This window comes from Neorhizobium sp. PAMB6630, assembly GCF_058242775.1.
In genome coordinates this window covers 3,072,833-3,088,680 of record NZ_CM177836.1, presented here as the reverse complement: position 1 = coordinate 3,088,680, position 15,848 = coordinate 3,072,833, and the positions used below count along the sequence as shown (strand labels likewise).

Sequence of the window (15,848 nt, the reverse complement as noted above, 5' to 3'; positions counted from 1 at the left end):
CCAAGCCGTGGGGATTTGATGGAGGAAACGCAATGACCGACAAGCCGAAGATCACGCAGGCGATGATCGACGCCTATGACGAATACACGCATCTCAGCCTCGATCGCCGAAAATTCATGGAAAAGCTGAGCCTGCTTGCAGGCTCCGGAGCCGCCGCTGCCGCAATTGCGCCGATGCTCGCCGCCAGCAGCGCGCAGGCAGCCGTCGTGCCGGCAGACGATGCCCGGCTGACCGGTGCGGATATCACCTATCCGGGAGCAGGCGGCGAGATGAAGGGTTATCTCGTTACGCCCAAAAATCCGGCCAGCCCGCTTGGTTCGGTCATCGTCATCCACGAAAACCGTGGCCTGAACGATCATATCCGCGATGTGGCGCGCCGTATGGCGCTTGAAGGTTTCGTGGCGCTCGCCCCGGATTTCCTGTCACCCAATGGCGGCACGCCCGCTGACGAGGACCAGGCGCGCCAGATGTTTTCCACCTTGGACATGAGTGCTGCCGTCGCCAATGGCGAGGCCACAAGGGCGTTTCTGGCAAAGCGCCAGGGGGCGAACGGCAAGGTCGGCGCCATCGGTTTCTGCTGGGGCGGCGGCATGGTGAACCGCATGGCGGTGGCATCACCGGAGCTGAACGCCGGCGTCGCCTATTACGGCGCGCAGCCGCCCGCCGCAGACGTTGCGAAAATCAAGGCGCCGATCATGCTGCATTACGCCGGCCTCGACGAGCGCATCAATGCCGGCATCGATGCCTATCGCAAGGCGCTGGAAGCCGGCGGCAAGACGTTTGAAATCTTCATCTATGACGGCGTGAACCACGCCTTCAACAACGACACCTCATCGGCCCGTTATGACAAGGCGGCAGCTGACCTTGCCTGGAGCCGCACCGTGGCATTCTTCCGCAAATATCTGGCGTAATCTTACTGCCAGAGGCCGTGCCCGCATCAGCCGGCACGGCCCTCAAATCCTGCTCACCACCCCGGCATCAGCTGGGCGGTGCGCAGGCGGGCGGCGGCGCGGCCAAAGGCTTTCATGTCGCCGTCGAGATCATCAGGTGCAACGGCTGGCGAGATGTTGTCGAGGCAGGCGGTGATGTGATCGGTGATCGCCGTCATCAGCGAGGGCGACAGGCCCGGCCGCTTCATCAGGCCGATCTGCACCGGGGGAAGCGGCGGAAAACCGTCCGACTGGCTCAGCACCTTCATGCCCGGGCGAAGGGCCGATTCCGGCAGGATCGACACGGCCATGCCGGCGAGAACCGCTGATGCCACCACCATGGACGACCAGCTGGTAAACAGGATCTGGTATTCGCGCCCGTCGGCATCGAGCGCCGAACAGGCAAGCTGGCGCCAGTTGCAATCACGCCGGCCGACAGCGAGCGGCACCGGCGCATCGTCGCGCAGTGGATGGTTGGCCGAGGCCACCCAGCAGAGCGGCTCCGTGCGCACCACATCCGACTGGCGGGCGCGGGGATTGTGGGTGACGAGCGCGATATCCAGCTCGCCGCGCGCCATCTTTTCCGCCAGATCCACCGAGGGTTCGCAGACAATGAACAGCTCGACATTCGGATGCGTCTTTGCAAAACGCCCGATGATCTCAGGCATGTAGCGGTCGGCGTAATCGTCGGGCGTGCCGATGCGCAGCGTGCCTTCCAGCCGGTTGTCGTCGAAGGCTGCAATCGCCTCGTTGTTCAGCCGAATGATGCGGCGGGCATAGTTCAACAGCTTTTCGCCCTCGAGCGTCAGCCGGTTGCCGCGCCCGTCCTTGGCAAACAGCTGCTTGCCCACCCGCTCCTCCAGCCGTCGCATCTGCATGGAGACGGCGCTTTGCGTCTTGAACACGCGGTCGGCGGCCTTGGTGAAACTGCCGCTGTCGACGATGGCGACGAAGGTTTGCAACTGGTCAGTATCAAGTGGAGCAGACATTGGAGCACCCATCAGTGAGTTTGATGCTAATCATTAGAAACATTCGTTGGACTGATCAATGGTGATTTCGCATAACGCAAAGGCAAAGCCAAACAGATGGCGCTTCCCAAGCGCCGTCCCTGCCTTCCTTCCAGAAACGGCGGCCCGATCCAGCGGCCTGACACTGTTGGAGGAATGAATTTTCGTGCCTGACGAAAGGAAGTTCCCATGAGCACGACTGAACGGACCATGACCCGCACCCTCTCCGCCACCCGGAAGGTCAATGTGCGCCTTTTTGCCGATGTGATCGCCTATACGGCAGCATGGAGCAAAACCGTTCTTCGTGCCCTTCGCAATCGCAAGGCCATGAATGCGCTGAGCGAGCTTGAAGATCACCAGCTGTTCGATATCGGCCTGACACGGCTTGAGGTCGATCGTGCGATGATCCAGTCGGGCCTGTTTGAGGATCCCTATGCGCTCCTGCCACCGCATGCCCGCCAGCGCGGCCGCCGGTCGCTGTTCGTGAACAAGCGCGCCTGACCACCAGTTTTCCCCGCAGGGTAACGCCAATGACCCTGCATACTTGCCCGGCCGGATTTATCCGCGCCGGGCTTTTTTATTGGCCTGCAAACCTCTGCAGGGCAGGACCTCTGGTTCAGGCGGTGATCAGACGGAAGCCTTTGGCGCTTCACCGGCCTGCGCGCGTACATAACCCTCGAAGATGGCTTCCATATTCTTCTGATAGGCTTTCTGCACTTCGACGCCGCTATCGAACATGCTGGAGAGAACAGCCTGGAATTTCTCGATCTCCGGCTTGCCAGTCGGCATCTCGGGCGCCTCAGTCTTCGGCGCTGCGGCTTTGGCTGGCTGTGGGGCAGCCTCGGGCGCGGAAAAACTGCCGCTCATCATGTCCTGAAAAGCCTTGGCGAACGGATTGTCGGTGAAAGGGTTGGTCTGCTGGGCTGCCTCTGCAGGCTTTTCCAGCCCCCACATGCTGCGCATGGCCTGGAACATCGGGTTGTCGAAGGGAATGGCCTGCGGCTGCGGCTTGGGTTTGGGCTGGAAGCCGATCGCCTGCAGCCATTGCTGCGTCGCCTGGCCCATGGCTTCCGGCGAGAAGGGATTGGCCGAGACCTGGCCGGTCATCTGCTTGAAGAGCCCGCCCATGATCGTGTCGGCCATGGCCGGCATCATCTGCTTCAAAACGTCCTGGCCGATGCCGGTCAGTTGTGCCGCCTGCGCCGCAATCGCGCGCGACACATCCTTGGAGCCGAACAGGCGTTCCAGAACCGCATTGCCATCAGCCATGCCCTGCGGCGTGAAAGCCTTGTTGATGTCCTCGAAATATTTGCCGTAGGCGCCGGAAAACATGCCGCTCATCAGCGCGCTGAAATCATATGGGTTGTTGCTGGTGCGCTTGAGGCCGGAGGAAAACGCCGGGAGGAGGGCGGCCATGGCCTGCGCCGCCTGCTCCTGGGCAAGATTGAACTGCTTGGCCAGAGTGTCCATCGCGGCGCCGTTCTGCGCCTTCAGCATCATGTCGAACAGCGGCAGCATGGTAACCGGCTCCTTCCTGGATTCCCCTTGTATCCAGCTACTATAACTGGAAAAATCCGGGACGGAACCGGTTTGTTCAGCTTTAAACTGTCCCTTGGCGGGAAGGCTTGAGGCTTAATACTGGTATTCGTCGAAAACCGGCTCAACGGAGCCGTTCCAGCGACCGTGGTAAAGCGACAGCAGTTCTTCCGCCAGCACCTTCTTCTTGGCCAGAATCTCTTCCAGCGGCTGCAGAAACACCGATTCGTCCTGACCTTCACCGTTCAGCCGGTTGCGGGCCTTGAGGCCTTGTGTGGAAACGGAAAGAATGTCGCGCGCAACCTCCATCAGCGGGCGGCCGGCAATTTTTGCAGCAAGCCCCTCGACCGGCACGGCATCGCGCAGCGCCAGCACATCCTGGTAGGTCCAGTCACGGGTGATCTCTTCGGCGGCCGTCATGGCGGCATCGTCATAGAGAAGGCCGACCCAGAAGGCCGGAAGCGCACAGATGCGGCGCCACGGGCCACCGTCTGCGCCGCGCATTTCCAGATATCGCTTCAGGCGCACATCGGGAAACAGCGTGCCGAGATGGTTCGTCCAGTCGCCAAGCGTCGGCTGCCAGTCGGCCACTTCGCCCTTCAGCGCGCCGGCCATGAACTGGCGGAAGGTGACATGCGTGCAATCGTGATATTTGCCGTCGCGCACGATGAAATACATCGGCACGTCGAGCGCCCATTCCACATAGGTGGCAAAACCGAAACCGGGCTCGAAGGCCTTTGGCATCAGCCCGCCGCGGGCATTGTCCGTATCGCGCCAGATCTCGCCACGCCAGGACAGAAGCCCGTTCGGTTTGCCCTCGGTAAAGGGCGAGGCGGCAAACAGCGCCGTGGACAGCGGCTGCAGCTTCAGGGACAACTGCATCTTGCGTGCCATGTCGGCTTCGGAGGAGAAGTCGAGGTTCACCTGGATGGTGCAGGTGCGGTACATCATGTCCAGCCCGTGGCTGCCCACCTTCGGCATGTAACGGGTCATGATCTTGTAGCGGGATTTCGGCATGACCGGCGTTTCCGCCAGCGTCCATTTCGGGCTGCCGCCAATGCCGAGGAAGCGGATGCCCATGGGCTCGGCAATCTCGCGCAGCACAGCCAGATGCTGGTTGGATTCGCGACAGGTCTCGTGCAGCGTTTCAAGCGGCGCGCCCGACAGTTCGAACTGGCCGCCCGGCTCGATGGAGATCGCGCCCATGCCACCGGTCTCACCAAGCCCGATGATGTTGTCGCCATCCATGATCGGTTCCCAGCCGAGCTTTTGCTGCATGCCCTTCAGAAGCGCCGAAATGCTCGCCTCGCCGAAATAGGGAACCGGCGAATTGTCGGAGCGGAAGAAGGCGAACTTTTCGTGTTCGGTGCCGATGCGGAAGTCGGTTTCCGGCTTGCAGCCCCCGGCCATATAGTCGGCAAGTTCCGAAACGGAGGTCAGCGGGGTGTGATCGGTGGTATCGCGGGCCATGAAGTCGACCTTGTTTGAAGTAGGAGCCGTGAAGCAGGACGCTATCCCGAACGCTGCAATGAGACCTTCGGAAAAGTTGCTTGTACCGGATCTAGCGGCGGTGCAAGTGAATTTCTCTGAACGCAGAATGAGGCGAAAACCTCATCCCCAATCCCCGATGGTTGCCTGCACGAGCGCAAGGGCGGCCACGGCTGCGGTATCGGCGCGCAGAATACGCGGTCCAAGCGGAATGGCGGTGACGAAGGCGAGGCTGCGCAGCAGCACCCGCTCTTCTTCGGAAAACCCGCCTTCCGGGCCGATCAGCAGCGCAAGCTTGCGCTCCTTGATTGCTCCGAGAACAGGCAGCGGGTTCTGGCTTTCCTCACCCTCGTCGCAAAAGATGATGCGCCGGTCGGAAGGCCAGGTGTCCAGCAGATCCTTCAGCTTCATCGGGGCTGCCACCGCCGGCACCGCCAGCACGCCGCATTGTTCGGCCGCCTCCACCACATTGGCTTGAAGCCGTTCCAGGCTGGTGATCTTGCCCTGCACATGCTGCGTCATCACCGGCTGCAACAGGCCGGCGCCCATCTCCACCGCCTTCTGCACGAGATAATCCAGCCGGCCGACTTTCAGCGGCGCAAACAGATAATGCAGATCGGGCAGTGGTGATTGCGGCCGTGTCTGTTCGATGGGCTCGATCAGCAGCTTTTTGCGGGTGGGCAACAGAAGGCGTGCCCGCCATTCGCCGTCAACGCCGTTGAACACCAGAACCTCGTCGCCCTCTGCCATGCGCAGCACGTTGATCAGGTAGTTGAAATGGTCGCTTGCCGCCTCGTGGGAAAGGCCGAGAGCCAGCTTCTGGTCGATGAAAAGCCGCTGCATGCGGAAATTGGCGCGCATTCGGAATGCCCCATTCTTGTTTTTGGTCAACAGCCTGTCAGGCGAACAGGCGGAACATAACCATCGCGATGACGGCTGCAAGGGCGCCGGAGACCGGAACGGTAATCGTCCAGGCGCCGACGATGGTCAGCAGGTGCGAACGGCGCACGAGATAACGCCGGCGCACTTCGGCCGTGTTGACCTCGCCGATCGGCCTTTCGCCAAGATCCTGTCCGCCCGGTGCGATCTGGCTCAGATAGGCCTTGCGCTGTTTGGAATAGCGGTGATGCCATTCGCGAAACAGGCCGACGCCGAAGACGGCGCCGACGGCGATATGCGTGGAACTGACAGGTGCGCCAATCGAAGAGGCGAGGATAACGGTGACGGCGGAAGACAGCGCCACGCAATAGGCGCGCATCGGATTGAGCTTGGTGATTTCCTTGCCGACGAGATGAATGAGTTTCGGCCCGAACAGAAGAAGCCCCATCGAGATGCCGACACCGCCGATCAGAAGTTCCCAGAGCGGGATCGGGGCATCGCCGACCAGCGGCCCATCGTTCAACGTTCCGATGATGGCCGCCAACGGCCCGATGGCATTTGCCACGTCGTTTGCGCCATGGGCGAAGGAGAGGAGGGCGGCCGAGAAGATCAGCGGCATCTGGAAGAGCTTGCGCAGCGACTGGTTGCGGTTTTCCAGCCCTTCCGACTGGCGCCTGACCAGCGGTCGGCTGAGAACCGTTGCCAGGATGCCGCTTACAAGGCCCAGCAGCAGGGCCTGCGGCAGGGGAAGCGTCAGGGTTCCCAAGGGCAATATCATCAGGAGGTAGGCGGCAAACGAGCCGAACATCACGCCGATCAGCACCGGCACCCAGCGGCGGGCGGCGGCAATCTTGTCGGGCGTATAGATGATGAAGGTCTTGATGAAGGCGAGCATGGCGATGGCCACCGCCGCCCCGAGGAGGGGAGAGACCACCCAGCTGGTGGCGATGCCGGCAAGCACCGTCCAGTTGACGGCGCTGACACCGGCTGCCGCAATGCCGCCGCCCATCACACCCCCGACAATGGCATGGGTGGTGGAAACGGGCGCGCTGATCCAGGTGGCGATGTTGATCCAGATGGCGGCTGCCAAAAGTGCGGCCATCATCGCCCAGACGTAAAGATCAGGATTTGCCAGGCGGTCGGCATAAATAATGCCATTGGCAATGGTGCCGGCCACCTGGTTTCCGGCAATCAGCGCGCCGGCAATCTCGCAGATGGCGGCAAGCGCAAGGCCAAAGCCGAGGCTGAGTGCCTTGGAACCGACGGCAGCACCGATATTGTTGGCGACATCATTGGCGCCGATATTCATCGCCATGTAGCCCGCCAACACGGCCGCCGTGATGGCAACGATGGTTTCCGGATGTCCGGCCGTGAAGGCGACGGTAAAGATCATGACGGCGATGAGAAACAGGAAACCGGCACCGGGACCAGCCAGCCGGCGGCCGATATGCTTTGAGGCATCTTCCACCGAGGCGATCTTTTCCAGATCCTTGTCGAGGGTCGCCTTCCTGGCCTGCAGGGCGCGGTTTTTGTGCCGGCCGTCATGTTCTGGTTCGGGTATTGTCTTCAATGAAAAAGCGCCGCCTTCGCAAAATCTTTCGTGTGTCGATCATGGCCGGTGCGCGGCAGCGCCAGCCTGTCACGCGAACGCATCTTCGACAATCTCGTCCGCAGTGGTAAAGTCCACGCATGCGGTTTAATTCCGGTCGCCGATCGCAAAACGCGATCGTCTGAAATCCGTCGCCTTTAAAAAATCAGCGCCCGAAAGCGCGCAGCTTGCCTTCGACAGGTGCCGGCACCATGCGCTTGGCAAAAGCCATGAACAGCGCCCGCAGTTCGGGCTCATTCACCCGCAGTGCAGCCTCTGCACACGAGGTCCATTCCAGCGTGCGGCTGTCCCGTTCGGGAAAATCGGGAAGCATCTCACTAACGTGCAATGCATGAACCTGCACCCTGACAGGCACTTCCACGCCGCTTTTGCGCTTTTTCATATAGGCGAAATAACCGAAGGGCTCCTTCTCGGCTTTGCCCAGCACGCCGGCTTCTTCATAGGCTTCCCGCTCGGCAACCGCATGGGCCTTCTTGCCCTTCATCGGCCAGCCCTTCGGAACGACCCAGCGGCGCGTTTCGCGGCTGGTCAACAACAGAACCTGCAGGCCCGCCATCGCATCAAACCGGTAACACAGCGCAGCATATTGCTGCCGCGGTGGACGCCGCAGCATCAGATACAGGTTCGAGGCGAGTTCCTTGAGAAGGTTCACTGTCTTTGTTCACTCCGGATATGCTGAATGGCTCCTAGCACGATAGCGCATTGCACAGCTGTTCATTTGCGACGTTAACCGAAAATTTGATTCGGTGTACAAGCTTGTCCAAACAGTCTTACACCAGCTGGGTTGCGTGAACCTGAAATATAAGGGCCTGCTTGAATATGTCGCGCATTTTTCTGAGCCGGGACGCTTGCGACTTTTTCAGCGCTTGATGCTGACCGGCCATTCGTGAGACGAGTAGGTGCGGGACAGGTGGAGGAGACGACGTGTCGGACGCAATTGCTTTTCTTGAACCTCGCGCGAACGTGATGGCGCGCCGCTCGATCATCATCGCCGACCTGGCCGACATGCTGCCGCCCGAATGCCTGGTGCATGAGGCGCGCGAACTGGTGCCGTTCGAGACGGATGCCTTCGTCGCCTATCGTCGCCTGCCGCTCGCCGTGGTCCTGCCGAAAACCACGGCGCAGGTGTCTGCCGTGTTGAAATACTGCAACCGCTACGGCATTCCCGTGGTGCCGCGGGGCGCGGGCACCTCGCTCTGCGGCGGCGCCATTCCGCAGGAGGATGCGGTGGTGATCGGGCTGTCGCGCCTGTCGCGCATTCTGGAGATCGACACGTTCAACCGCACCGCAAAGGTGCAGGCGGGCGTTACCAATCTAGCCATTTCGGACGCCGTATCGCCGGAAGGTTTTTTCTACGCCCCGGATCCCAGTTCGCAGCTTGCCTGCACCATCGGCGGCAATATCGGCATGAATTCCGGCGGTGCGCACTGTCTGAAATACGGCGTGACCACCAACAACCTGCTCGGCGTAACCATGGTTCTGGTGGATGGCACCATCGTGGAGCTGGGCGGCAAACATCTGGATGCCGGCGGTTACGATCTGCTCGGCCTCATCTGCGGCTCCGAGGGGCAGCTCGGCATCGTGACGGAAGCGACCGTTCGCCTCATCGCCAAGCCGGAAGGCGCACGCCCCGTTTTGTTCGGCTTCGAGACGTCGGAAGAGGCGGGCGCCTGCGTCACTGATGTCATCGGCTCCGGCATCATTCCCGTTGCCATCGAATTCATGGACAAGCCGGCCATCGAGATTTGCGAGGCTTTTGCCAAGGCCGGTTATCCGCTGGATGTCGGCGCGCTGCTGATCGTCGAGGTGGAAGGCTCCGAGGCCGAGATGGATGCGATGCTGGCGCTGATCGTTGAGATCGCCCGCCGGCACGGCGTCAAAACCGTGCGCGAATGCCAGTCGGCGACGGAAGCGGCCCTCATCTGGAAGGGCCGCAAATCCGCCTTCGGCGCCACCGGGCGCATTGCCGATTATATCTGCATGGATGGCACCGTGCCGCTCAGCCAGCTGTCTTATGTGCTGAAGCGCACGGGAGAGATCGTCGAGGGCTTTGGCCTTCGCGTCGCCAATGTCTTTCACGCCGGTGATGGCAACATGCATCCGCTCATCCTCTTCAACGCCAACGATCCGGATGAGGCGGCACGCGCGGAAGCGGCCGGCAACGAGATCCTGAAACTCTGCGTCGATGCCGGCGGGTGTCTGACGGGGGAACACGGTGTGGGCATCGAAAAACGCGACCTGATGCGCCACCAGTTTTCCAAGGCCGATCTCTACCAGCAGATGGCAGTACGCTCCGCCTTCGACGCGCAGTGGCTGATGAACCCGTCAAAAGTGTTTCCGCTCGACGGACGGCCCGAAACGAGAGCGTTTTCCGCATGAGTGCGATCACGGTCAACACGACATCTGAGGTCAACATGGCGCCGATGAGCGCCATCCTCGTTCCCGTCTGCGAGGAAGAGGCGGCCGGCATGATCCGTGCGGCGGCAGCAGCGGGCCGCAAGCTGATGATCTCAGGCGGCAACACGCGCTCGGGTTTCGGCAATCGGGTCGAGGCGGATTCCGTGCTGCGTTCGGCGGCCATTTCCGGCATCGTCGCCTATGATCCGGCCGAAATGGTCATGACGGCGCGGGCGGGCACGCCGGTCGCCGAAATCGAGGAAATCCTGCTCGAAAACAACCAGATGCTGGCTTTTGAGCCCATCGATCACCGCACTGTCATGGGCACGGAAGGCGAGCCGACGATCGGCGGGGTGTTTGCCACCAACGCATCCGGCCCGCGCCGGCTGCTGTCCGGTGCGGCGCGCGACAGCCTTCTCGGCATCCGTTTCATCAACGGGCAAGGCGAGGTGATCCGCGCCGGCGGCCGCGTGATGAAAAATGTCACGGGGCTCGATCTCGTCAAGCTGCTGGCCGGCTCCTTCGGCACGCTCGGCTTCCTCACCGAGGTAACGTTTCGCGTCGCCCCGCGCCCGCAGACTGAGCAGACGCTGATCCTCTCCGGTCTCCTCGATGAAGAGGCTGCGCGCGCCATGGCGCTTTCCATGGGGCTTTCCGTCGAAGTGTCCGGCGCGGCCCATCTGCCCGATAGCGTGAAGGGCCGGTTCCTGAACGGACGCCTGCCGGACGGTGCCGCAACTGTACTGAGGCTCGAAGGCCTTTCCGCCTCCGTTCCGGTGCGGGCTGAAAAGCTTGCCGCAGCGCTGGGCCGTTTCGGCCCGATTTCCCGCATCGAGGCGGACGCGAGCGCGCATCTCTGGCACCAGATCCGCGACGTGCTGCCCTATGCCGGCGACAGCCAAAAACCGCTCTGGCGGGTTTCCGTGGCGCCGGGCGCCGGTGCCGCACTCGTTCTTGCGCTGCGCCAGCACGCCGGTATCGATGCCTTCTACGACTGGCAGGGCGGCCTTGTGTGGATGCGCATGGAGGCCGAGCCGGAAGCAGACCTGCTGCGCGCCCTCATCCCCCGCTTCGGCGGCGGCCACGCCACGCTGATGCGTGCCAGCGATGCCCTGCGGGCCTCAATACCGGCCTTCGAACCGCAACCGGCACCGCTTGCCGCACTCTCGGCGCGTGTCCGGCAAACGCTTGATCCGGCAGGAATTTTCAACCCGGGGAAGATGGGGCGTAACGGCTGATGCAGACCAATTTCACCGAGGCACAGCTTGCCGATCCGCATGTGGCGGCGTCTGAAAAGATCTTGCGGCGCTGCGTGCATTGCGGGTTCTGCACCGCCACCTGTCCGACCTATGTGACGCTCGGCAATGAGCTGGATAGTCCGCGTGGGCGCATCTACCTCATCAAGGACATGCTGGAAAACGACCGGCCGGCCGACCGCGAGGTGGTGACCCACATCGATCGCTGTCTCTCCTGCCTTGCCTGTACCACCACCTGTCCCTCCGGCGTCGATTACATGCATCTGATCGACCATGCGCGGGCGCATATCGAAAACACCTACCAGAGGCCGCTGATGGACCGGCTGATCCGCGGGGTGCTTGTGGCCGTGCTGCCGCATCCCCAGCGGTTCCGGCTGGCACTGTCGCTTGCTCGGTTGGCTCGGCCCCTGGCACCGGTCCTTTCCCGCGTCACAGCGCTAAAACCGCTGGCCGCCATGCTGGAGCTTGCGCCGCAAAGCCTGGCTCCCGCAGCGAAGGCAGTGCCGGTTCCGGTGGAAAGGCCGGTGCGGGGGCGTGTCGCCATCCTTGCCGGTTGCGCCCAGCCGGTGCTCGATCCCGGCATCAACGCGGCAACGGAACGGCTTCTGTCACGGCTCGGCGTGGAGATCGTTCGCCCACAAGGCGAGGGCTGTTGCGGCGCTCTGGTGCATCACATGGGCCGTGAGGCGGCAGCGCTCGATTTTGCCCGCGCCAATGTCGATGCCTGGATGCGCGAGATCGAGGCGGGCGGGCTCGATGCGATCCTCATCACCGCGTCCGGCTGCGGCACGACGATCAAGGATTACGGCCACATGCTGCGGCTCGATCCGGCCTATGCGGAAAAGGCGGCGCGTGTCTCGGCGCTTGCAAAGGACGTGACGGAATATCTGGCGCTGCTTGACCTGCCGCGCCTTGCCCCGCAAAACCTGACCGTCGCCTATCATTCCGCCTGTTCGATGCAGCACGGCCAGAAGATCACGATGCAGCCCAAACTTCTCCTGAAGGCGGCGGGTTTTGCCGTGAAGGATCCGGCGGAAGGCCATCTCTGTTGCGGTTCGGCCGGCACCTACAACATTCTCCAGCCGGAGATTTCGGCCGAACTGAAGACGCGCAAGGTGAAAAATATCGAGGCGACGCGGGCCGATCTCATCGCCACCGGCAATATCGGCTGCATCACGCAGATCGCAACGGCGGCCAAAATGCCGATCCTGCACACGGTGGAACTACTCGACTGGGCCTATGGCGGGCCGAAACCCGCCAAACTTTCCGGCGTGGAAAAGGCTCACAGTCTGTTCAAGAATTCCCTTCGGTGAGGCGAAAATGGTGATTTCGAGAACCGGAGCGGAGCGTACGTTTGGTACGTGAGCACCGGACAAGCAGAAATTGCCATTTACAGCCCGCCGGAGGGAATTATGGGGCAGACTGTCAGAACTTGTAGGCAATGCCGAGGTTGACGGCATTGGTCTTCACATCCGTCTTCAGCTTTGCATTGCTGTCGATATCGACGTCCACGAAGGAATAGGTGCCCTTGTATTCCAAAAAGGTCGACCAGTTCTTGGTGATCGCGTAACTGATGCCCGCCTGCGCCTGCAGGGTTGCGCCGCCGAACTGGTATTCGAACGTCTTGCCCGAAGCGCGGGTAACTTCCACATGCGGCACGTTGATGCCGGCACCGGCACCGACATACGGCGTGAGCGCGGGCATGCTTTCCAGCGGAAAACGATAAAGCGCGTTCAGTGTCAGCAGGTTCAGGCCGTCGGTAAACTCGAAATGCGACCAGCCGGACTTTTGCAGCGTTTCGTCGTCGGCATAGACCTTGTCATGGGTGTAATCGAGGGAGATGCCGAGATTGGAGAGCGCACCGCCTTCGAACCAGTAGGTGCCGCGCACGCCCCAATAGGGCGGCGATGCGAAGGATTTGCCTTCCCAGCCGGCGGTGAAATCCGGCTGGTCGGAGACCTCCACCTTGCTGTGCGGCGCGGTCTGGTAACCGCCATAGGCAGAAATTTCGATATCGCCGGCAAAGGCGACACTCGACAAAAGACAGCCGCCGACGAAAACAGCAGCGATGCTGATGGCATTGCGATTTGACATGCGAGAACCCCGATCCCCTGATGTCCTCGAGCTAACCGGCAATGCGTGACAGGGTGATGACGCGGCTGTGGCATGGCGGCATCATCAGGCTCAGATCACGATGACCTTGGTGCCGACGGGCACGCGCCCGTAAAGATCAGTGACATCTTCGTTGCGCATGCGGATGCAGCCGGAGGAGACGGCGGAACCGATGGTCCAGGGCGCATTGGTGCCGTGGATGCGGTAAAGCGTTGAGCCGAGATAAAGCGCGCGGGCGCCGAGCGGATTTTCCGGCCCGCCCTGCATGGAGACGGGCAGGTAATGGCCTTTTTCGGCCTCGCGGCTGATCATGTCTTTCGGCGGATGCCAGCTTGGCCATTCGGCTTTGCGCGTCACAGTATGGGCGCCGGCCCATTCAAAGCCCGGTTTGCCGACGCCGACGCCATACCGTTTCGCCTTGCCGTCCTGCAGCACGAGATAGAGAAAGCGGCTGGTGGTATCGATGATGACGGTGCCCGGCGCATGCTGCGTTTCGAAGGTGACGATCTGCGGCAAAAATTGCGGCTCGATACGGCCGCGGATGACAGGGATGGCTCGTCCGGCCACCGCCGTCCGCACCGGCTGGCGGGTTTCCACCTGCGGGACATGAGGCCGGATCTGGGTGGACTGCGTGCGCGGTGCGGGCTGGGCCAGGGATTGGGGTTGCCGGTAGATGACGCGCAGGCCGGGCGATGTGGCGGCCGGAGCGGCGCGGGCTGCCGGTGCGCGGCGCGGCTGGCCGCCAAGCTGCATGATCCACGGTGCCGTGAGATCGGGGCTGACGATGACAGGCGGGCGCTCGGCGTAACGGTCGTTTGCGGCAGCCATGGCCGGGAGCACTGAAATCAGAAGGGCACAGCCCAGCCATATCGTCTTCATTCGCCCTCATCCTTTGCAAAGTCTTGACGTCACGGCCTGTTTTACCGCGCAACTGCCCCGAAACTGAGCGAAAGGGGAAAGCAAAAGGTAAATGCGGCCCCCCGGAACCTGAGACTTTTGCACAAACTCTGGCGCCACGGTTAATCAGCGGTTTGCAGACATGGTTTATCACCGCTAAACAAGCAATGCAGCGCGTCTGGAGGGCCATCATCACCATGCAAAAGCCGGGGATTATCGAAGGGGCGGATGGACGCTGCCGTTGCAGCTGGCATCAGGGCCTTGCCGATTACGAGCGTTACCACGACGACGAGTGGGGCCTGCCCATGACCGACGATATCAGGCTGTTTGAAAAGATCTGCCTCGAAGGCTTTCAGTCGGGCCTCTCCTGGCTCACCATCCTGCGCAAGCGCGACAATTTCCGCGCAGCCTTTGCCGGCTTTGATTTCGACAAGGTGGCGCAGTTCGGCGAGGCGGATATCGAGCGTTGCGTCGCAGATGCCGGCATCATCCGCCACCGGGGAAAAATCGTTTCCACCATCAAAAATGCCCGCCGCGCGGTGGAATTGCGCGATGAATTCGGCTCGCTTGCCAAATTCTTCTGGTCCTATGAGCCCGCAGCTTCCGAGCGCCCGGCCGTGATGGATCTCGACACGCTGCGCGCCAATCCGACAACCGCCGTTTCCGTGCGCCTGTCAAAAGACCTGAAAAAACGCGGCTGGACGTTTGTCGGGCCAACCACGGTTTATGCCTTCATGCAGGCGATGGGTCTGGTCAACGACCATCTGGACGGCTGCTACCGCCAGAGCGAGGTAGAAGCGCTGCGGCAGGCTTTTGCGCGGCCCTGAACCGGTCAGCTACAGATTTGCGCCACAAGGTCGGGCAACTCGCCCAGCGTCTCGATTTCGCGAAAACGTGGGGCTTCCATCGGGCGTTCCACGTGTTCCAGAACCCAGGTCAGTTCGTGCGGCACGAACACGCCCCAGCTGCCGGCGGCAATGGCCGGCACCACATCGGATTTCAGCGAATTGCCCACCATCATCGCCCGTTCGGGGCCTTCGCCATATTTTGTAAAGATGCGGCGATAGGTGGTGGCGGTCTTGTCGGAGACAATCTCCACCGCATCGAAAAAATCGCCAAGGCCGGACTGGGCAAGCTTGCGTTCCTGGTCAAACAGGTCGCCCTTGGTAATCAGCACGAGGAAATAGCGACCGCGCAGGGCTTCCAGTGCGGCGCGCGCCTGCGGCAGGCATTCCACCGGATGGCTTAGCAAATCGCGGCCGATGGCCAGGATCTTGCCGATTGCCTGACTGGACACCTTACCGTCGGTTACCTCCAGTGCCGTCTCGATCATCGACAGGGTAAAGCCCTTGATGCCGAAACCGTAATGGGCAAGGTTGCGCTTTTCCGCTTCCAGAAGGCGTTCGGAAATATGCTCGCCCTCGGCAAACTCGGTCAGCAGGTCGCGAAAATGGGTTTCGGTGAGGCGATAGAACTGCTCGTTCTGCCACAGCGTGTCATCGGCATCGAAACCGATCACGGTGAGCGGACGGATCGTCATGGGCAACCTCCCAGGTTTTCGGTCACTCTACGCTAATGGGCGCTTGCCGCAAAGCGATGGCGCCGACAGGCCTTCTCCCTCTCCCCGCGTGCGGGGAGAGGACCGGGGTGAGGGGCTCTAAACGATAGATGCCGAGCGCGAATTTGCCCCTCATCCCGCTGCCGCGCCCTTCTCCCCGTCAGGACGGGGAGAAGGGCA

At 61.8% G+C, this 15,848-nt stretch carries 14 protein-coding genes and 1 pseudogene; 6 read left to right on the top strand and 9 right to left on the bottom strand.

From position 1 onward, the window contains the following. Positions 1-32 precede the first annotated feature (32 nt). Entirely contained in the window at positions 33-911 is an 879-nt protein-coding gene (locus AC4CWF_RS14840; RefSeq protein ID WP_491282409.1) for a dienelactone hydrolase family protein, read from the top strand. Between the two features lie 53 nt (positions 912-964). On the opposite strand, the gene AC4CWF_RS14835 is transcribed toward AC4CWF_RS14840, so the two are convergent. Beyond that, positions 965-1,918, bottom strand: coding sequence for a LysR substrate-binding domain-containing protein (locus AC4CWF_RS14835; RefSeq protein ID WP_491282408.1), 954 nt, complete (start codon positions 1,916-1,918; stop codon positions 965-967). A gap of 207 nt (positions 1,919-2,125) precedes the next feature. Here AC4CWF_RS14835 and AC4CWF_RS14830 point away from each other — a divergent pair, with 207 nt between their 5' ends. Then, positions 2,126-2,437, top strand: coding sequence for a YjiS-like domain-containing protein (locus tag AC4CWF_RS14830; RefSeq protein ID WP_491282407.1), 312 nt, complete (start codon positions 2,126-2,128; stop codon positions 2,435-2,437). A gap of 126 nt (positions 2,438-2,563) precedes the next feature. On the opposite strand, the gene AC4CWF_RS14825 is transcribed toward AC4CWF_RS14830, so the two are convergent. From AC4CWF_RS14825 to AC4CWF_RS14805, 5 genes and pseudogenes are all read right to left on the bottom strand, one after another. After that, complete coding sequence (locus AC4CWF_RS14825) at positions 2,564-3,454, bottom strand: DUF937 domain-containing protein (RefSeq protein WP_491282406.1); 891 nt, start codon at positions 3,452-3,454, stop codon at positions 2,564-2,566. Positions 3,455-3,568: 114 nt separating this feature from the next. Then, positions 3,569-4,942, bottom strand: coding sequence for a glutamate--cysteine ligase (locus AC4CWF_RS14820; protein ID WP_491282405.1), 1,374 nt, complete (start codon positions 4,940-4,942; stop codon positions 3,569-3,571). Positions 4,943-5,083: 141 nt separating this feature from the next. After that, positions 5,084-5,821: a 16S rRNA (uracil(1498)-N(3))-methyltransferase gene (locus AC4CWF_RS14815; RefSeq protein WP_491282404.1), complete on the bottom strand. Its 738-nt coding sequence runs from the start codon at positions 5,819-5,821 to the stop codon at positions 5,084-5,086. Positions 5,822-5,858: 37 nt separating this feature from the next. Beyond that, a pseudogene (locus AC4CWF_RS14810) lies at positions 5,859-7,368 on the bottom strand (inorganic phosphate transporter); the annotation flags it as partial. Between the two features lie 225 nt (positions 7,369-7,593). Then, positions 7,594-8,061 (bottom strand): NUDIX hydrolase, encoded by a 468-nt coding sequence (locus AC4CWF_RS14805; RefSeq protein ID WP_491285417.1) that lies wholly within the window; start codon positions 8,059-8,061, stop codon positions 7,594-7,596. A 311-nt stretch (positions 8,062-8,372) separates the two neighbouring features. Here AC4CWF_RS14805 and AC4CWF_RS14800 point away from each other — a divergent pair, with 311 nt between their 5' ends. From AC4CWF_RS14800 to glcF, 3 genes are read left to right on the top strand one after another with little or no spacing between them, the layout of a single operon-like run. Next, positions 8,373-9,827: an FAD-linked oxidase C-terminal domain-containing protein gene (locus AC4CWF_RS14800; RefSeq protein WP_491282403.1), complete on the top strand. Its 1,455-nt coding sequence runs from the start codon at positions 8,373-8,375 to the stop codon at positions 9,825-9,827. Positions 9,828-9,871: 44 nt separating this feature from the next. Further along, positions 9,872-11,083: a glycolate oxidase subunit GlcE gene (glcE, locus tag AC4CWF_RS14795; protein ID WP_491285416.1), complete on the top strand. Its 1,212-nt coding sequence runs from the start codon at positions 9,872-9,874 to the stop codon at positions 11,081-11,083. Next, on the top strand, positions 11,083-12,414 hold the full coding sequence (gene glcF / locus AC4CWF_RS14790) for a glycolate oxidase subunit GlcF (protein ID WP_491282402.1): 1,332 nt from the start codon (positions 11,083-11,085) through the stop codon (positions 12,412-12,414). Before glcE ends, glcF begins: the two co-directional genes overlap by 1 nt. Positions 12,415-12,526: 112 nt before the next feature. On the opposite strand, the gene AC4CWF_RS14785 is transcribed toward glcF, so the two are convergent. Both AC4CWF_RS14785 and AC4CWF_RS14780 read right to left on the bottom strand, forming a co-directional pair. After that, a complete protein-coding gene (locus AC4CWF_RS14785) occupies positions 12,527-13,195 on the bottom strand; it encodes an outer membrane protein (protein WP_491282401.1) in 669 nt (222 codons plus the stop codon). Positions 13,196-13,285: 90 nt separating this feature from the next. Beyond that, positions 13,286-14,092, bottom strand: coding sequence for a L,D-transpeptidase (locus AC4CWF_RS14780; RefSeq protein ID WP_491282400.1), 807 nt, complete (start codon positions 14,090-14,092; stop codon positions 13,286-13,288). 215 nt (positions 14,093-14,307) lie between these two features. On the opposite strand from AC4CWF_RS14780, the gene AC4CWF_RS14775 reads away from it, so the two are divergent. Then, positions 14,308-14,937 carry a DNA-3-methyladenine glycosylase I gene (locus tag AC4CWF_RS14775; protein WP_491285415.1) on the top strand — a complete coding sequence of 210 codons (630 nt, stop codon included), beginning with the start codon at positions 14,308-14,310 and terminating at the stop codon, positions 14,935-14,937. Positions 14,938-14,942: 5 nt separating this feature from the next. On the opposite strand, the gene AC4CWF_RS14770 is transcribed toward AC4CWF_RS14775, so the two are convergent. Continuing rightward, positions 14,943-15,650 (bottom strand): HAD family hydrolase, encoded by a 708-nt coding sequence (locus tag AC4CWF_RS14770; RefSeq protein ID WP_491282399.1) that lies wholly within the window; start codon positions 15,648-15,650, stop codon positions 14,943-14,945. Positions 15,651-15,848 lie beyond the last annotated feature (198 nt).

Excerpts from the sequence above, each read along its gene's own strand:
- AC4CWF_RS14840 (WP_491282409.1), top strand. The coding sequence starts at position 33 with ATGACCGACAAGCCGAAGATCACGCAGGCGATGATCGACGCCTATGAC.
- AC4CWF_RS14835 (WP_491282408.1), bottom strand. The coding sequence starts at position 1,918 with ATGTCTGCTCCACTTGATACTGACCAGTTGCAAACCTTCGTCGCCATC.
- AC4CWF_RS14830 (WP_491282407.1), top strand. The coding sequence starts at position 2,126 with ATGAGCACGACTGAACGGACCATGACCCGCACCCTCTCCGCCACCCGG.
- AC4CWF_RS14825 (WP_491282406.1), bottom strand. The coding sequence starts at position 3,454 with ATGCTGCCGCTGTTCGACATGATGCTGAAGGCGCAGAACGGCGCCGCG.
- AC4CWF_RS14820 (WP_491282405.1), bottom strand. The coding sequence starts at position 4,942 with ATGGCCCGCGATACCACCGATCACACCCCGCTGACCTCCGTTTCGGAA.
- AC4CWF_RS14815 (WP_491282404.1), bottom strand. The coding sequence starts at position 5,821 with ATGCGCGCCAATTTCCGCATGCAGCGGCTTTTCATCGACCAGAAGCTG.
- AC4CWF_RS14805 (WP_491285417.1), bottom strand. The coding sequence starts at position 8,061 with ATGCTGCGGCGTCCACCGCGGCAGCAATATGCTGCGCTGTGTTACCGG.
- glcE (WP_491285416.1), top strand. The coding sequence starts at position 9,872 with ATGAGCGCCATCCTCGTTCCCGTCTGCGAGGAAGAGGCGGCCGGCATG.
- glcF (WP_491282402.1), top strand. The coding sequence starts at position 11,083 with ATGCAGACCAATTTCACCGAGGCACAGCTTGCCGATCCGCATGTGGCG.
- AC4CWF_RS14785 (WP_491282401.1), bottom strand. The coding sequence starts at position 13,195 with ATGTCAAATCGCAATGCCATCAGCATCGCTGCTGTTTTCGTCGGCGGC.
- AC4CWF_RS14780 (WP_491282400.1), bottom strand. The coding sequence starts at position 14,092 with ATGAAGACGATATGGCTGGGCTGTGCCCTTCTGATTTCAGTGCTCCCG.
- AC4CWF_RS14775 (WP_491285415.1), top strand. The coding sequence starts at position 14,308 with ATGCAAAAGCCGGGGATTATCGAAGGGGCGGATGGACGCTGCCGTTGC.
- AC4CWF_RS14770 (WP_491282399.1), bottom strand. The coding sequence starts at position 15,650 with ATGACGATCCGTCCGCTCACCGTGATCGGTTTCGATGCCGATGACACG.